The sequence below is a fragment of the Promicromonospora xylanilytica genome (assembly GCF_054782895.1).
The window spans coordinates 152,228-168,625 of record NZ_BAAGRP010000003.1 but is presented as its reverse complement, the minus strand read 5'-3'; the positions used below and the strand labels follow the sequence as shown (position 1 = coordinate 168,625).

The 16,398-nt window shown below is 73.5% G+C and carries 14 protein-coding genes; 3 read left to right on the top strand and 11 right to left on the bottom strand.

Features of this window, described 5'->3' with window-relative positions; all coding sequences use genetic code 11:
- The first annotated feature begins 57 nt into the window (after positions 1 to 57).
- On the top strand, positions 58 to 1,200 hold the full coding sequence (locus ACYVK7_RS04415; protein WP_460886466.1) for an FAD-dependent monooxygenase: 1,143 nt from the start codon (positions 58 to 60) through the stop codon (positions 1,198 to 1,200).
- 16 nt (positions 1,201 to 1,216) lie between these two features.
- Here ACYVK7_RS04415 and ACYVK7_RS04410 read toward each other — a convergent pair whose 3' ends face one another.
- Positions 1,217 to 1,831 (bottom strand): nitroreductase family protein, encoded by a 615-nt coding sequence (locus ACYVK7_RS04410; protein ID WP_460886465.1) that lies wholly within the window; start codon positions 1,829 to 1,831, stop codon positions 1,217 to 1,219.
- 95 nt (positions 1,832 to 1,926) lie between these two features.
- Here ACYVK7_RS04410 and ACYVK7_RS04405 point away from each other — a divergent pair, with 95 nt between their 5' ends.
- Positions 1,927 to 2,256: a cupin domain-containing protein gene (locus ACYVK7_RS04405; RefSeq protein WP_460886464.1), complete on the top strand. Its 330-nt coding sequence runs from the start codon at positions 1,927 to 1,929 to the stop codon at positions 2,254 to 2,256.
- Positions 2,257 to 2,260: 4 nt separating this feature from the next.
- Here ACYVK7_RS04405 and ACYVK7_RS04400 read toward each other — a convergent pair whose 3' ends face one another.
- The 6 genes from ACYVK7_RS04400 to ACYVK7_RS04375 form a co-directional block, all read right to left on the bottom strand.
- Complete coding sequence (locus ACYVK7_RS04400; protein WP_460886463.1) at positions 2,261 to 3,550, bottom strand: serine hydrolase domain-containing protein; 1,290 nt, start codon at positions 3,548 to 3,550, stop codon at positions 2,261 to 2,263.
- Positions 3,551 to 3,659: 109 nt separating this feature from the next.
- Positions 3,660 to 6,794: an FAD-binding and (Fe-S)-binding domain-containing protein gene (locus tag ACYVK7_RS04395; protein ID WP_460886567.1), complete on the bottom strand. Its 3,135-nt coding sequence runs from the start codon at positions 6,792 to 6,794 to the stop codon at positions 3,660 to 3,662.
- A 139-nt stretch (positions 6,795 to 6,933) separates the two neighbouring features.
- Entirely contained in the window at positions 6,934 to 7,377 is a 444-nt protein-coding gene (locus ACYVK7_RS04390; protein WP_460886462.1) for an OsmC family peroxiredoxin, read from the bottom strand.
- 75 nt (positions 7,378 to 7,452) lie between these two features.
- Positions 7,453 to 8,328 carry a hypothetical protein gene (locus tag ACYVK7_RS04385; RefSeq protein ID WP_460886461.1) on the bottom strand — a complete coding sequence of 292 codons (876 nt, stop codon included), beginning with the start codon at positions 8,326 to 8,328 and terminating at the stop codon, positions 7,453 to 7,455.
- Positions 8,329 to 8,383: 55 nt separating this feature from the next.
- Positions 8,384 to 8,938: an RNA polymerase sigma factor gene (locus ACYVK7_RS04380; protein ID WP_460886460.1), complete on the bottom strand. Its 555-nt coding sequence runs from the start codon at positions 8,936 to 8,938 to the stop codon at positions 8,384 to 8,386.
- Between the two features lie 138 nt (positions 8,939 to 9,076).
- Entirely contained in the window at positions 9,077 to 10,738 is a 1,662-nt protein-coding gene (locus ACYVK7_RS04375; protein ID WP_460886459.1) for a glycosyl hydrolase family 18 protein, read from the bottom strand.
- 436 nt (positions 10,739 to 11,174) lie between these two features.
- Here ACYVK7_RS04375 and ACYVK7_RS04370 point away from each other — a divergent pair, with 436 nt between their 5' ends.
- Positions 11,175 to 13,259 carry a helix-turn-helix transcriptional regulator gene (locus ACYVK7_RS04370; RefSeq protein WP_460886458.1) on the top strand — a complete coding sequence of 695 codons (2,085 nt, stop codon included), beginning with the start codon at positions 11,175 to 11,177 and terminating at the stop codon, positions 13,257 to 13,259.
- A gap of 9 nt (positions 13,260 to 13,268) precedes the next feature.
- Here the strand turns inward: ACYVK7_RS04370 and dtd are convergent, their stop codons facing one another.
- The 4 genes from dtd to ACYVK7_RS04350 form a co-directional block, all read right to left on the bottom strand.
- The gene (dtd, locus tag ACYVK7_RS04365) at positions 13,269 to 13,694 is read right to left on the bottom strand and encodes a D-aminoacyl-tRNA deacylase (RefSeq protein WP_460886457.1); all 426 of its coding nucleotides are present in this window, start codon (positions 13,692 to 13,694) and stop codon (positions 13,269 to 13,271) included.
- Positions 13,691 to 14,782 (bottom strand): asparaginase, encoded by a 1,092-nt coding sequence (locus tag ACYVK7_RS04360; protein ID WP_460886566.1) that lies wholly within the window; start codon positions 14,780 to 14,782, stop codon positions 13,691 to 13,693. Before ACYVK7_RS04360 ends, dtd begins: the two co-directional genes overlap by 4 nt.
- A complete protein-coding gene (locus ACYVK7_RS04355; protein WP_460886456.1) occupies positions 14,776 to 15,111 on the bottom strand; it encodes a DUF2516 family protein in 336 nt (111 codons plus the stop codon). Before ACYVK7_RS04355 ends, ACYVK7_RS04360 begins: the two co-directional genes overlap by 7 nt.
- A gap of 163 nt (positions 15,112 to 15,274) precedes the next feature.
- The gene (locus ACYVK7_RS04350; protein ID WP_460886455.1) at positions 15,275 to 16,390 is read right to left on the bottom strand and encodes an FUSC family protein; all 1,116 of its coding nucleotides are present in this window, start codon (positions 16,388 to 16,390) and stop codon (positions 15,275 to 15,277) included.
- Positions 16,391 to 16,398: the final 8 nt, after the last annotated feature.

The window sequence follows — 16,398 nt, the reverse complement described above, 5'->3', positions numbered from 1 at the left end:
TTTGCGCGGTATCTACGAGCCGGCTCGTGGATCCGGCCGCAGACCGAGGGAGACACCATGAGCGCTGTTCAGAACGTCGGAATCGTGGGTGCGGGAGCCTCAGGGCTGGCGACGGCCATCCTGTTGGCCGAGGCCGGGACCGACGTGGTCGTGTACGAGGCGAAACCGAGCCTCGGGGCCCTGGGGTCCGGCATCACGCTGCAGGGCAACGTCCTGCGTGCCTTCGACCGGCTCGGCATCTGGGAGCAGGTGCGGGCCAGGTCGTTCTCGTTCGACGTGACCGGCATCCGCGCACCCGGGCCGGAGGCACCCCTGGTCGCCGAGATGCACGACAACAGGATGGGTGGGCCCGACTACCCCGCGACCGCCGGCATGTTCCGCCCCGACCTGGCCGAGATCATGCTGGCCAGGGCGCAGGAGCTCGGTGCCACCGTGCGTTTCGGCGCCCGGGTCACTGCACTGACCCAGTCCGACGACGACGCCACGCTCACCCTCGCGACGGACGCGGGCCAGGAGGACGTGACCCACGAGCTGGTGGTCGGCGCGGACGGGCTCAACTCCGCCGTACGCGAGCTGATGGGCATCGAGACCCGGCCGGAGCCGAACGGGATGGGCATCTTCCGGGCCTTCGTCGAGCGGCCCGCCGGGGCCGACCACACGGAGCTGGTGTTCGGCGGACCGTGCTACATCGCGGGTTTCTGCCCCACGGGCGAGAACACGATGTACGCGTACCTGGTCGAGGACAAGCAGGACCGGCAGGGCATGACGGCCGCGGAGGGCTCGAAGATCATGGCCGAGCTGGCGCGCCCCTACGGCGCCCACTGGAACGCCATCCGGGCCCAGCTCGAGGAGGGCGTCGAGCACATCAACTACACGTGGTTCACCAGCCACGTCGTCGCCGAGCCGTGGAACAGGGGGCGGGCGGTGATCATCGGCGACGCCGCCCACTCCTGCCCGCCCACCGTCGCGCAGGGCGCCGCACAGGCCGTCGAGGACGCTCTCGTGCTGGGCGATGTCCTGACCAGGCACGACGCCCTGACGGACACGCTGTGGGCGGAGTTCCACGGGCGCCGTGTCCCGCGTGCGACCACGGTGGTCGAGGTGTCGGACCAGATCGCGAGCTGGCTGCTGGCGCACGAGCGCGGCGACGTGCAGGGTCTGCACACCACGATCTCGGACCTGGTCTCCCAGGAGCCGTGATCGTCGCGCGGGTGGCTCACCACCCGCCTCGGCGGACCACCTCGTCGAGTGGCTTGCGCGTGCGGCGGGTGGGTGAGCCCAACGCCTGGCCGTCCGCCGGGTGCCCGACGGCGACGACGCCCGTGATCTCGAACTCGTCCGGGATACCGAGCTCGGCCCGGACCGCCCCGACGTGCTCGGGCGGGACGCCGAAGAAGCACGCGCCCAGCCCCTCGTCGACGGCCGTCTGCAGCATGAGGAGCGACGCCATGCCGACGTCGACGTGCCAGAACGGCACCGGCCAGCGGGCCTCGTCGAGGTCCGCCCAGCCCTTGTCCTTCTCGGCGTACCGCCGCAGGTAGGCCGCCTTGGACGCGAGCGCGAGGACGATCACGGGCGCGGTGCGCATACCGGCGAGCCACGCCGACAGGTCCCGCTCCGAGCGCTCGGCGGCCTGGGGGGTCGAGGCCGCCCAGAAGCGGTCCCTGTCCTCGGGCGACTCGAGGACCACGAACGCCCATCCCTGGCTGAACCCGGCGCTCGGGGCGCGCACGGCGTTGCGGGTGATGCGGTCGACGGCCTCGGCCGAAACGGGCTCGTCCGTGAACTTGCGGTGCATCCGGCGTGTGCGGACGACGTCCTGGAACTCCATGGGCACATTGTCCGCCCGTGCACGTCCGGCCACCGACGTTCGGCCGCCGACGAATCGCGTTGCCGTGCGGCGGCACGCCCGCCAGCCTGAGGGTTATGACTCTCCAGGCGATCGAGCAGGCAACGCTGCCGCACGGCAACTTCGAGGGGTACCTCCACGGGTCGGAGGTGTCCGTCATCTTCGAACGGGTGGCCCAGGACGGCACCGGACCCCGGCTGCACCGGCACCCCTACTCGGAGACCTTCGTGATCCGGTCCGGCCGGGCCCTCTTCACCGTGGACGGCGAGGAGTTCGAGGCCGTGGGTGGCCAGCTCCTCGTGGTCGAGGCGATGGTGCCCCACAAGTTCAGGACCCTCGGCGCCGACCTCTACGAGGCGGTGCACATCCACGCGAACGACCGGTTCGAGACGGAGTGGCTCGAGTGAGCCGTCAGCAGGTCTCCTGCATCATCAGCACCATCAGGTCGGTCGGGTCGTACAGCGGCTCGTCGGTGTAGTACGGGTAGGCGAGGTCGCGCCCGGTGATCCCGATCGACAGCTGCCGCTCCCCGTCGGGCGACGTCAGGTTGATGGACTGCGTGCCGTACGAGGCGCCGTCGTGCCCGTAGAGCCAGGCGTCGGGGACGCACGGGTCCGGCACGCGGTAGACGCCGAGGCCGTAGTCGGGGAACGCCGCCTGGCCCGTCGTGCGGGGCTCCAGCATGTCCGCGGTGGTCTCCGCGCCGACGAGGCGCCCGGTGACGAGGGCCTCGTTGAAGTCGGCGAGATCCTCCGTCGTGCTCGTCACGGCGCCGGCCGCGGCGAACAGGCTCGGGTCCCAGTGGTCGAGGTCGTACCAGCCCGCCCCCTCGGGCCCCGTGTAGGCCGACTCGTGGAGGAACGGCCCGCGAGCGCCCGGGTCGTCCGGGTACGCGCTCTGCCACATCCCGGCCGGGGCGAACACGCGATGCCGCAGCAGGCTGTCGACGCTCCGCCCGGTGACCTCCTCCAGCATCATGCCGAGCACCACGTAGCCGGCGTTGGAGTAGGAGAAGCCCTCTCCCGGCTCGTGCACCCACGGGGCGGACCGCAGGGCCTCGATGTGGTCGGCCGCCGTGACCTCCTGCCCCATCACCGCGAACACCTCGTCGAACGACGCCGGGTCGGTCACGCGGGAGGTCAGGATCCAGTCGGTGGCGGTCGGCGCACCCGAGCGGTGGCTCAGGAGCTGCTCGATCGTCACACCCTCCGGCATGACGCCCGGCAGCACGTCCTCGACCGGGGTGTCGAGCGTCCAGGTCCCCTTCTCGACCTCCTGCATCACGAGCGTCGCGATCATCGGCTTGGTGTTGCTCGCCACCCGGAACCGGTCGCGTTCCCTGGCCGGTGCGCGGCCCTCGCGCTCGCGGGTCCCTGCGGCGTCGCTCCAGCTGCCCGACGCCGTCTCGACGCGGGCCGTCACGGCGACCGCGCCGTCGGCCACCAGGTCGTCCACGGCCGCGGAGAGCGCGGCGTCGGCCGGTGTGGCCGGCCGCTGCGCCAGCGCACGGTTCCTGGCGACGTCGGACCGGGCCGCGCGGGCGGCGTCGGCCACCAGCACGGACAGGTCGTCGGTGGCATCGGCCGTGACCGCCGGGGCCGGCAGGTCGGCGGCGTGGGCGGAGCCTGCGACGGCCAGCGGGGCCGCGAGCGCGAGCGTGGCGCTCAGGGCGAAGGCCGCGCGGCGAGTCGTTCGATCCATGGAGGTCTCCTTCGTCTGGGATGTGCTCCCATCCTGCTGACGGAGACCGCCCACGGGATCACCCGCCGGACGGATTCGGCTCCCACCTGCGACGGAGCCCCGGACGCGTCTACAGCCGGTCCGCGATGACCTCCAGGAGGGACTTGCCCTCCACGCCCATCAGGTCCAGCGCCTGCGTGCGGCAGGAGAAGCCGTCGGCGAGGTAGGTGGTGCCGGGGGCGGCGTCGCGCAGCGCGGGCAGCAGGGCGTTCTCCGCGACCGCCACCGACGTCTCGTAGTGCCCCTTCTGCATGCCGAAGTTGCCGGCCAGCCCGCAGCAGCCCGCGAGGACCTCGACCTTCGCGCCGCCCTGCTCGAGCAGGTTCTGGTCCGCCTCGTATCCCATGACCGAGTGCTGGTGGCAGTGCGGCTGCACCACCGCGGACACGTCCGCCAGCGAGGGCAGCTCCCACGTGTCGGGCACCTCCTCGGAGGTGAGCAGCTCCGCGGGCGTCCGCGTCATGCGGGCGACAGCCTGCGCACGCGGGTCGTCCGGGAACAGGTCGAGCAGGTCGGAGCGCAGCACCGCGGTGCAGGACGGCTCCAGCCCCATGATCGGGATCCCGTTCACCGCGTACGGCCCGAGCACCTCGAGCAGCTTCAGCAGGCGACGCCGGGCGCCGTCGAGCTGACCCGTCGAGATCCAGGTGAGGCCGCAGCAGGCCTGCTCGTCGGGCACGATCACCGAGAACCCGGCCTTGGTCAGCACCTTCAGCGCCGCCTGCGGCACCGTCGGCGAGAGCGCGTCGCTGAACGAGTCCGTCCAGAGCACCACCTTCGGCTTGGTCGCGAGCCGGGCCGCCGTCTCGCCCTCGCGCCCGGGCACGCCCAGCCCCTCCTCGTCCGTGACGGGCAGCCCGGGCACACCGTGCGTCGCGCCACCGCGCGCCCACCACTGCCGGAACGGCACCTCGGCGAACCTCGGCATCGAACGGCGCGTGTCCATGCCGCCCGCCCACAGCACCGCCTTGCCGATCCACTTCACGCCCAGCAGGCCGTTGACCAGCTCGGGGACGGCGCCCGCGAGGCGCGCCCAGCGCGGCAGCCAGCCCAGGGCGTAGTGGTCCACCGGACGCAGCTTGCCGCGGTAGGTCCGGTACAGCACCTCCGACTTGTACTGCGCCATGTCGACGCCCGCCGGGCAGTCGCTCGAGCACGCCTTGCACGACAGGCAGAGGTCCAGGGACTCGCGCACCTCCGGCGCGGCCAGGCCCCCGACGAGAGTGCCGTTCACCGCCTCCTGCAGCACGCGGGCGCGCCCGCGGGTCACGTCCTTCTCGTCCTTCGTCGCCTGGTAGCTGGGGCACATGAAGCCGCCCGACGCCGAGGTGTCGGCGCGACACTTGCCCACGCCCACACAACGGTGCACCGCGGTGGACAGGTCGTTGTGGTCGTGCGCGAACGAGAACCCCTCGTACCCGGACTTGCGCCGCACGCCGTGGCCGGAGCCCTTGCCCACCAGGGGCAGCTTGGTGCGCACCGGAGCGGCCTGGGGGCGGCGCAGGTCGGCGTCCACGGCCCGCGGCCGCACCACGACGCCCGGGTTGAGCAGGTCCTTCGGGTCGAACAGGGCCTTGAACCGCTCCATCAGCGCGATCGCCTCGGGCGAGTAGATGAGCGGCAGCAGCTCGGACCGGGCCCGACCGTCACCGTGCTCGCCGGACAGCGAGCCGCCGTAGCTGGCGACGAGCTCCGCCGCCTCCATCATGAAGGTGCGCAGCACCGACCCGGAGGTCTCCAGCGGGATGTCGATCCGCAGGTGGACACAGCCGTCGCCGAAGTGCCCGTAGGGCAGGCCGTCCACGCCGTACCGGTCCATGAGCGCCTGCAGGTCACGCAGGTACGGCCCCAGCTTCTCGGGCGGCACCGCCGAGTCCTCCCAGCCGGGCCACGCCTGCTCGCCGGCGGGCGTGCGCCCGGCGAGCCCGGCGCCGTCGGCCCGGATCTGCCACATCTTGGTGGCGTCCGGCCCTGCGGGCAGCACCAGGGAGTCCAGCGCGGTCGAGGACGCGACGATGGCGTCCGCGCGCCCGAGCGCCTCCGCCTGCGACGAGCCGCCGACCTCGATCATCAGCCAGCCGGAGACGCCCTGCGCGCCCGCACCGGGCAGCGGGGGCACCGAGGCGTCGCCCTTGGCGCGCCGCACGACGTCGACCAGACGGGCGTCCAGGCCCTCGATCGCCAGGGGCTTGTGGTCCAGCAGGCGCGGGACGTCGTCGGCGGCCGTCGCCATGTCCGGGTAGGCCAGGACGACGAGCGTCGGGGCGCTCGGGGTCTCCACCAGGTCGAGCTCCGCCTCCAGCACCGTGACGAGCGTGCCCTCCGTGCCGACGAGGGCGCGTGCGAGGTTGGACCCGTTCTCGGGCAGGAGGTGCTCGAGCGAGTAGCCGGACACCTGCCGGCCGAACCGGCCGAACTCCGTGCGGATCAGGGCGAGGTTGTCCCGGACCAGCTCCTTGAGGCCGGGGACGTCCGCGAACTCGGGGTCGCCGGAGCCTGCCGTGAAGCGCCGGCCGGCGCCGTCGACCACGTCGAGCGACACCACGTTGTCGGCGGTGCGCCCGTAGGCGACGGCGTGCGGGCCGCACGCGTTGTTGCCGATCATGCCGCCGAGCGTCGCGCGGTTCTGGGTGCTGGGGTCCGGGCCGAACCGCAGGCCGTGTGCCTTTGCCTGCGCCTGGAGGGTGGACATGACGGTGCCGGGCTGGACCCGCGCCGTGCGCTGCTCCGGGTCGATGCTCAGTACCCGGCCGAGGTGCCGTTCCAGGTCGAGCACGACCCCGGGACCCACGGAGTTGCCGGCGACCGACGTGCCCGCGCCACGCGCAGTGATCGGGATCTTCAGCTCGCGCAGCACCTCGAGCGCCGCGACGACGTCGTCGGTGGTCTCCGGGAAGAGCACGCCCTGCGGGACCACCCGGTAGTTGGACGCATCCGTCGAGTACTCGGCACGGCGGCGGGTACTGATGTCGACCGCACCGCTCACGACGGTGCGCAGCGCGCCGGCGACCGCCTCCCGAGCGGCCTCGGCGGCGTGGTCGGCCTCCCGGCGCGCGGCCTTGCGCCGTTCCTCGCTCTCGGCACGGCGGCGCTCTGCCTCCGCGGCGTCGCGGGCCTCTGCCTTCTCGCGAGCGGCGCGAGCCGCCTCGGCGTCGCGGGCAGTGTGCTCCGCCGAGCCGCGCTTGCCGTGACCGTCGTCGTTCATACCGTTCCGGGACGGGGCGTCATGGGTCTTCGAGGGCACGCCGCGATTCTCGCACCACGAGCCGACAGATCGCGCCAGGCGTTCACAGGCGTGGCCCGCTGGCCGAGCCACGAGACGGCTCGACCAGCGGCACTCGACGTCAGCCCTCGAAGGTGACGTCCAGCGTGATCTCGCCCACGCCGGCCAACGCCTTCGAGATGGGGCAGCCGACCTTGGCGGCCTCGGCGGCGGCCTTGAACCCGGCCTCGTCGACGCCGGTGGCGAACCCGCGCACGGTCAGTGCGCTCTTGCTGATGTAGAGGCCCCCGGCCGGGTCCGGCCCGAGGGTCACCTCGGCGGTGACCTCGATCTGCTCGGGCGTGCCGCCGGCGGCGCCCAGCTCGTTGGTGAACGCCATCGTGAAGCAGGACGAGTGCGACGCCGCGAGCAGCTCCTCGGGGCTGGTGACGCCGTTGGCCTCGTCGGCGGCGCGGGCAGGGAACGACACGTCGTACGTGCCGACGCCCGACGACGACATCTCTACCTGTCCCGACCCTTCCTTGAAGGTGCCGTTCCAGGCGGTGCGGGCGGTACGTGCTGGCATGATGCACTCCTTGACTGACGAGAAGAGATCTCAAACGAATCCTGCCTTCTCGACACTACCGGGCGAGCGGCCACGTCACGGCGTGAGGTCCAGCAGCTCCTCGTCCACGGCCAGGACGGTCCAGCTGTTGCCCTCCGCGTCCGTGAGCTCGTAGGCGGGGACGAGCAGCCCGGTGCCGTCGGGCGCCGTGTAACGCATCTCGGTGAGCGTCGCCGAGACGATGGTGACGTCCTTGACGGGCCAGGCGATCGGGCCGCCGGGCTCCGGCGAGGCCGTCGGGCCCACGCCCCCCGACGGATCTGCCGGCCGGGCCCGGCCGAGGGCCGCGGCCCCGAACCGCGGGTCACCCAGCCGCTCGACGGCCTCCTCCTCGCTGACCACCGGGTACGCGCCAAGGCTCGATCCCAGGGGGTCCGTGCCCGCGACGCGCACCGGCGCCGTGCCCGGCGTGTCGGACAGCCCGGCACCCGGGTGGAACACGAAGCCCTTGGCCGCGCGCGGGTCGCCGGTCACGTCGAGGGGTTCGACGGCTTCGGGCTCGCTCTGACTCTCGGGCGCCACCCCGCTCGGCGCGTCGAGGAGCGTCGGCGTCTCGCCGCTGGAACCGGCCTCGGACTCGACAGCCGTGTCCGCGGTCGGCACGCCCAGCCCCTGCTCACCTGCCACGTAGCCGCCACCGCCCGCCGCGACGATTCCCGCCACGGCGGCCGCGACCAGCCACGGCGTCCTGCGCCGGTGCCTGCGCACCGCCAGGTCGTCCACCGGCTCGCGTCCTGCTGGCTCGCGTCCTGCTGGCTCGCGTGCGGCGGGCTCACCCTCGGCCTGCTCGGCGATCAGCGCGTCGACCTTGGCCCGGAGCACGGCCTGGACCGGATCCGGCGCGCGCCTCGCGGGGTCGGCCGCCACCAGGCGGTCGAACGCCGGGTCCCCCAGCCGCTCGTGCTCGTTCATCGCCGTCCCTCCGTGCCGTGCTCGGCCACGCACCGCGCACACCCTCTACATGTGCTCATGCGTCCACCGCTTGCTCGTGGCCGTCCCACGCGTCGCGCAGGCGCGCCCTGGCCCGGGACAGCGCCGCGTCGGCCCCGCCACGGGAGACGCCGAGCACCCGGGCGAGATCGTCGCCGGACAGCCCGTCCCAGGCGACCAGCAGCAGGATGCGGCGGTCGCGTGGGGTCAGCCGGGACAGGACCTGTCGCACCGCGTCGTCGGCCGCCGCGAAGGTCGCGGGGTCCACGTCGTCCGGCTCGTCCGGGACCACGGCGACGGGCAGCGCCCGCATCTTGCGCCGGTGGTTCGCCAGCACGTAGCCGGCGGTCCGGTACAGCCACGGCAGCTCGGCGCCGTCCGGCACGTCGTCGCGACGGCGCCACGCGGTGGCGAGCACCTCCGCGGCGAGGTCCTCGGCGTCGGAGGCCCGGCCACCGTCGGGCAGCCGGCGGACGAAGTACGAGTAGAGGGCGCGCGAGTGCGCGTCGAAGAGCGCGCTGAACCAGGCGTCGTCATGCGGCGGCCTGTTGTGCGGCGGCCCGTCCTGCGGGGCGCCGGGGCTGTCGTCCACGCCCCTACTCTGTCGCGAACCGGCCCCGGCTTGCACGCGTACGCGTACGCGTCGTCGTGGTCGGTAGAACGTCAGGTGGTCGGCACCCCGGGGGTGCCGACCACCTGACGTTCTACCGACCACGCGATGTCGCCCCGATCAGCAGGCGCCCTGGTCCTCCCACACCCCCCACTCACCCGTGGTGCCGGGCGTCTCGTTCTGCGTCCACCACTTGGCACGCCACTCGTGGCCGTCGTGCGACACGGTGTCGCCGCCCACGTAGACCTCCGAGGCGCTCCAGGCCGCCGAGGCGCACACGTCGCCCGGCGGGTCCGTCGGCGGGTCCGTCGGGTCGGTGGGATCGGTCGAGCCGCCGTCCTCCACCGGCCCCGGCGTACCGGAGCCGAGCACGTTCCACAGCGCGCCGGTCAGCGCACCCGACCGGTCACCCGACAGGTCCCACCACATGGCCCCGCCCAGGCCCTGGGCCCGGATGTAGTCCGCCTTGGCCGTCACGGACTGCTCGTTGTCGTACGACCACCAGGTGTTGCCGTCGTGCCGCCAGGCGGCCCCGAGCTCGGCGTCGTAGTACCCGGTCCCGGTGTTCTTGATGACGTCGTAGTCGTTGATGCCCGCCTCCCACTGGCCGGGGGCCGGGCCCGTCGCGGTGCCCCACGCGTCGGACGACGGGGCGCCGGTCCAGCCGCGCCCGTACATCGCGAGGCCGAGGCCGAGCTGCGCCGGGTCGATGCCGGCATCCGTGTACGACTGCACCGCGAGGTCCACGCTGAACTGCCGTGCGGGCTCCCGCGGGTCCGCGGGGTCGTGGTGGAGGTTGCCCTGGTGGCCGGTCAGCGCCGGGTCCCAGGCTCCGTGCAGGTCATAGCCCTGGACGTTGCCGAAGTCGAGGTAGTTGAAGATCTCGGGGTCGTTCCAGCCGCCCGCCTCGATGTCCGCCGGGTTGGCGGGCAGGAACGCCGAGAGCTCGTAGTCCTTGCCCGTCGTCGCACCGAGCGCGTCCAGCTGCTCCCGGAACTCGGCGAGCAGGAGCTTGAAGTTGCGTGCGTCGTTCACAGGGTCCACGTGGTTGCCCTCGGCGCCGTTCGGCGAGCCGGGCCACTCCCAGTCGATGTCGAACCCGTCGAACACGCCGGCGGCGGCGCCCGGGCCACCGCGACCGTCGATCACCGGCAGGTTGCCCTTGATGAACATGTCGATGCAGCTCGACACGAGCTTCTCGCGCGAGGCGTCCGTCGCGGCGGCGAGGGAGAAGTTCTTGGACCAGGTCCACCCGCCCATCGACATCATGACCTTGAGGTCGGGGTGCTTCGCCTTGAGCTGCTTGAGCTGGTTGAACGATCCGGCCAATGGCTGGTCCCACGTGTCGGCGGCGCCCGACACCGAGTTCGCGGCCGTGTAACCCATGCCGTAGTCGGCCCAGGCGTCGCCGGCCCCGTCGGAGCCGTTGGGTCCGGGGCTCTGCGCCTTGTTGGCCTCGAAGCACTCGAGGTTCTGGTGGTGGATGTTCGCGAAGGCGTAGTTGATGTGGGTCAGCTCGTCGGCCACGCCGGACGTGTCGAGCTGCTTGACCTGGTAGCCGCGCCCGTACACGCCCCATTGCGTGAAGTAGCCGACGCTGCGGAAGCCGTTGATGGCGGAGGAGCTTGCCGTGGTGGCCGGCTCCGCCTCCGCCGCGTTCGCCGCGTGCAGGCCTACGCCTGCCACGGCGGCGGAGGCGGCCACGGCGAGCGCCGCCACCCCCGCGAGGATTCTTCTCGTGGTCCTGCTGGCGCCTGACGCCGGTTGGTACGTCGAGTCCATCGTCTTCCCTCTCTGTTCCGGTCGCGCTGCTCCAGAAACGGTGCTCCGCTAAAAGTAAGGAAACCTGCGTTAATGGGAAATAAGGGAATTCCACACGATGGGACTACGTAGTGGAACCTTCTGATACCGCACGAGGTTGTTTCGGCCGGCCCGCTCGGCTGCCGAAACAACCTCGTGCGGTATCAGGTACATCGACCGCTTGGCAGGGCAGGATGGCAGGTCGATCGGCGTCCCGCAGCAAAAGTCGTCGGCCCAGTTTGATGCGGGTGAAACGCTGGGAGGCCATACTTGCGAGCACCGCGAACGAATCCGGGGAGGGTCAACGATGACCGCGCTGCCGCTGCAAGTCGTTTTTCCGCTCTCCCTCGGTGACCGCACCGTGGCGCCCCACGTCGCGTGCGAGCTCAACCGAGTGGTGGGTGACGAATCTGGATGTGTGGACCAGACGGCCCGGATGCTCGACGACGAGCATCTCCTCGGGACCGCGCTGCTCCCGGACCCGCTGCCCGCCGCGCCGGCGGTCCGGCAGGCCGTGGGCCCGCTCGGCCTGGACGACGACGCGCGCCGAGTGCTGCTCGTCGCCGCCGTCGCCGTGGTGGACCGTACCGAGGTCCTCCTCGCCGCGTCGGGCACCGACATCGGCACGCTCATGGCCGGTCCGGCCGGACGCCATCTGCATCTCGTGGGTGGCCGGTTCCGGTTCCACCATCCGCGCGTCCGGTCGGTGGTGCACGACGACGCCGACCTGGCCACACGTACCGCCGCCCACGTCGCCCTGGCCGACGTGCACCGCAGGGCCGACGAACCGCTCATCGCGATGTGGCACACCGCCCTGAGCACGCTCGCCGGCGATCCCCTGCTCGCCGACGGGCTGGTCGAGCTCGCCGAGCAGCACCTCGCCCGCGGCGACGTGCACCGCGCGCACGAGGTCGCCAGGGAGGCCGCGAGCCACGGCACCGACCGGGTGCGGGCGCGCGCCTTCGCGGTCGCCGGACGGGCCGCGCTGTGGGCGGGGCACGTGCACGACGCCGTGGTGCACCTCCGCCGCGCCACCCACGCCGCCGACAACGGGTCGTCCGCCGGCGGTGCGGCCGCCGGGAGCGCCCTGGGCGGTGCGGCCGACGCGGCGCGCCCGCTCGGCATCGCGCTCGCACTCCTGGAGGGCCGGCCGGACGCCGTCCTGCCCGACGACGCCACCGGCGCCGACCGTGCCGTGATCGCAGCGGCCCGCAAGACGATCCGGCTGCTCGACGGCGCACCGGGCGAAGCGTCGGCCATCCTGTCCGAGGTCGCCGAGCTGGCCCCCGCACGCCCGCCGGGCCGGTGGTTCGACGGCCCCGACGAGGCCATGACCCCGCTCGCCGAGGCGCATCTGCGCGTGGCCCAGTCGTACCTGGCGCTGCGCCTCGGTGACATCACCGGAGCCGCCTCCGTGCTCGACGACGCCGTCGAGCGTCTCCCCGTCGCCCTCGCGTTCGGCGGGCTCGGGATCGCGCTCGCACGGCGCCTCGACCTGGTCCGTGACGGGCACCTGAGCCGGCCGACGGCGGCGCTCGAGGCGTCGGTGCCCGGGCAGGTCGCGCCCGTGGTGCGGGCGGCCACGCTCGGCGACCGTGCCCAGACCGCCGTGCTCGACGGGCGCTGGGTCGAGGCCGCCACGCTGCTCGGGCTCGCGGCCGAGCGGGGCGGCGACGACCTGCGCCGGCTCTGGCTACCCACACCCGACCCGGTGGAGCTGCTGGTGCTCGCCGGGCAGGACCGGGCCGCCCGGCGCTCCCACGAGCGCCTGCGGTTGCGGGTGCTGCCGCCTGTCGCGTCCGAGTCCGTGAGCGGTTACGCGGGCGGTCCGGTACGACGGCGGCGCCTCGACCTGGCCCGCGCCGAGCTCGCGCTCGCCGACGCCTCCGGCGTCAACCGCGCACGCGAGCGTGCCGTCGAGGCCTCGCTCCGCGTGGGCTCCACGTTCGAGCGCGGCCTCACGGAGCTGGTCGCCGCCCGGGCCTGTGCCCGGCTCGGCCTGCCCGGGGAAGCCGCCGCGCATCTCCTCGGCGCGCACGAGCTGTTCGAGGAGTCGGGTGCGAAGGCCTGGGAGCACGTCGCCGAGCAGGCGCTCAAGACACCGGAGCTCGTGCCGTCGGGCACGGGCCGCGCCGCGGCGGGCGACACCCTCCGGAGGATCACGCCGGCCGCGCCCGACGATGCCCGGTCGCTCGGCCCGGCGCGCCCGGTGGGCGACCCGCGGGCTGCCGGCGATCCCCGGGCGTCCGGCGAGCTCGCCGGACGCCCGCAGGACTCCGCTCCCGACGCCGGGCAGGAGGAGCCGTGCGGGCAGTGGGACGGGCTGCTCACGGAGCGTGAGCTCGACGTCGCGCGGCTCGTGGTCCAGGGCCGGACCAACCGGCAGGTCGCCGCGAACCTCTACGTGTCGGTCCGGACCGTGGAGGTGCACCTGGGGCGGGTCTTCCGCAAGCTCGGGGTGCGCTCCCGCACCGAGCTGGCGGTCCTGGCGCTGCGGGGGTGAGGTGCCCTCTCAGGCCTCGAGCAGGATAGTCACGGGCCCGTCGCCCGTGAGCTCGACCTGCATGTCGGCGCCGAACCGCCCGGTCTCGACGGTCAGCCCGCGCTCCCGGAGCGCGGCGACGACGGCGTCCACGAGAGGCTCGGCGACAGGTCCTGGAGCGGCCTGGATCCACGTCGGGCGGCGCCCCTTGCGGGCATCGCCGTAGAGCGTGAACTGGCTGACGACGAGCACCGGCGCCCCGACATCGGCGACCGACTTCTCGTCGTGCAGGATCCGCAGGTCGGCGATCTTGCGGGCGATCGTCTCCACCTGGGCGGGACCGTCGTCGTGCGTCACGCCCACCAGCGCCAGGATCCCTGGCTTGTCGATGGCGCCCACCACCTCGCCGTCGACGACCACCGACGCACGGGTGACGCGCTGGAGCACCGCCCTCATCGGCGACCCTCCGGGTAGGCGTCGGCGAAGACCGCCCGCACCTCTCCGACCGGCCGACCGCCGCCGAGCACCGGCACCCGGCCCAGCCCGTCGAGCCCGCCCGGGTACACCCCTGGCAGGCCCGCTGCGCCCGCCGCGCGCAGAGCGGCGGCGAGGATGGCCGGGCGGGACCTCGCGGAACCGTCCAGCACCTTGAACGCGATGGCGGAACCGTCGGGCAGGCCCGCCGCGTAGATGCCCTCGGCGCCGTCCTTCGCGACCAGGCCCGGCACCGCCTGCATGGCGAGCGTGGCGTCGCGGCCCGTGCCGCCCACCATGTCGGGGTGCGCGGAGATCGCGCGGCTGGCCCGCGCCTCCTGCGAGCGGACGTCGACCGTGGGTGCGGCGCCGAGGACCGAGAACGCACGCGCCAGGCCGAGCAGCGTCGTGGAGAACAGCGGCGCACCGCAGCCGTCCACCGTGGTGTGCATGACCACCTCCGCGTCGCCCGTCAGGTCGAGGATCGTCGTGCGCACCGCCCGCTGCAGCGGGTGCTCCGGCGACAGGTACGTCTGGATGTCCCAGCCCTGCGTGAGGCAGGTGGCGAGCATCGCGGCATGCTTGCCGGAGCAGTTCTGCGCGAGCGACGCGGGGCCCGGGCCTCCGGCCAGGGGCGCCATGTGCCACTCGAGCGCGGCCGGCGGGTGGAGCGGCAGGTCGGGCGTGTTCTGCAGCGCACCGGCGCCGAGGCCCACCGAGCCGAGGATCTGCAGCACGCCCTCGAGGTGGAACCGCTCACCGTTGTGGCTCGCGGCGGCCAGCGCGAGCAGGCGGTCCGGCAGCTCCAGGCCGGCACGCAGCATCGCGACGAGCTGCAACGGCTTGAGCGACGAGCGCGGCCAGATCGGTGTGGTCGGGTTGCCCACCTGCACCACCGGCCGGCCGGCCGGGTCGAGCACCACGAGGTGCCCCAGGTGCACCGACTCCACGAGGTCGCCGCGGATCACCTCGGCGAGCGGCGCGGCGTCGTCGAGCACGCCGCCCGACGCCGCGCCGCCGACCGGCATCGCCGACGCCGGCCGCCCGGCCGCCATGGGCGCCGTCACCAGCCGCCCTGCGGGCCGCGCGGCTTGTTGCCCGTGCCGTACGGCTGCAGGCGGGGACGCACGCTCACCCAGTAGATGATCGCGGGCGCCACCGCGATGATGTTGAGGAAGGAGCCGAACATGAACCCGCCCTGCATCCAGCCCTGCGGCAGACCGAGAAAGCCGAGGGCGGCGGCGAAGGCCAGGATCGCCAGCCAGCCGGCCTTGGGCACCCGCCCTTCGGCCCGGTAGCCCTTGTCGGGCCGCCGTACCGCGTCGACGAACGCGACCACCTGCACGACGAAGACCACGAGCGCGAGCGCGGCCATGACGAACCACTGCAAGAATCCCACGGCGCGAGCCTACGGCACTGCCGGGCCGTTCCCCTGAGCGCGGTGAGCGGCAGACGGCGGCGGCCCGCTGTCGGCGGGCGGGAGGGCAGTGACCTGACAGCGCGCCAGCCCGGCTGACCGGACCGGCCACACCCGGGGCCCACACCCACACCCACACACCCGTTCACAGCTCCGGCAGCGCGTCCCGTGCCTCGCCCGGAGAGGCACCGGCGGCCTCCAGGGTGTCGACGATGGGCGACCGCAGGAGCATCACCAGCGACTGCACCTGCCAGTCCCCCTCACCGACCGTCCGCGGGTCGGCCTGGGCGGCGACGGTGGTCAGGGCCGCGCGCCCGCGCGCTCCGTCGCCCCCGCTGCCGACGTCGGAGGCGAGCTGCCGCACGCCCGACGCGAAGCCCTCGACCAGGCCGGCCACCGGCTCCACGTCGTGGTCCGCCTCGAGCACCGGGATGACCCTGCGGGCGAGCACCCGCACGGACCGCATCGTCCGGTCGACGAGCACCGCCTGCCCCTCCAGCCGCGCCAGCTCGCCACGGTGCATCCGGCCCACGGAGATCCGGGCCAGCTCGCGCGCGGCGCGGGCACCCTCCTGCCACTCCGCGAGCACGGGCTCGGAGGCGCGGCCACGCACCAGGGCCGCGCCGACGTCGTCCACGTCGCGCGAGCGCATGCCGCGCGCGAGGGTCTCGAGGGTCTCGGCGAGCTCCGTCACGGCCTGCTCGGCGAGCGCGCGGGGGCGGCGCCGGGTGTCTCCCGGTGTGAGGAGCGCGACGAGCAGGGCGATGGCGCCACCGATCAGGGCGTCCGTCCACCGCCCGAGCGGTCCGCCCGACACCGACGGGAGGCCCACCACGATGATCGCCTGCGCGCCGGCCTGGATCACCAGCAGGGCGCCGCGGTCGATGAACCGCGCAGCGATGGCCGCGATGAACAGCACCACCGTGAGCTGCCACCAGCCCGAGCCGATCAGGTGCACCAGCAGGTCGCCCATGCCCACGCCGACGGCGACACCCACGGCCATCTCGGCCACCCTGCGCACGTCGCGCAAGGCCGTGAAGCCGAGGCACACCCAGGCGGCCACGGGTGCGAAGAACGGCATCTCGTGCCCCAGCACGTAGTGCGCGACGGCGTACGCGATGCCCGCGGCGAGCGAGGCCTGGCCGATCGGGATCAGGCCGGCCCGCGCGCGCGTCCAGCCCTGCCGCAGGCGGGTGCGCAGCACCAGCGTGCGCATGGCCTTCTGCCACATCTCGTCCGCCGCCCCGGGCAATGAGGTCACGGAGGCAT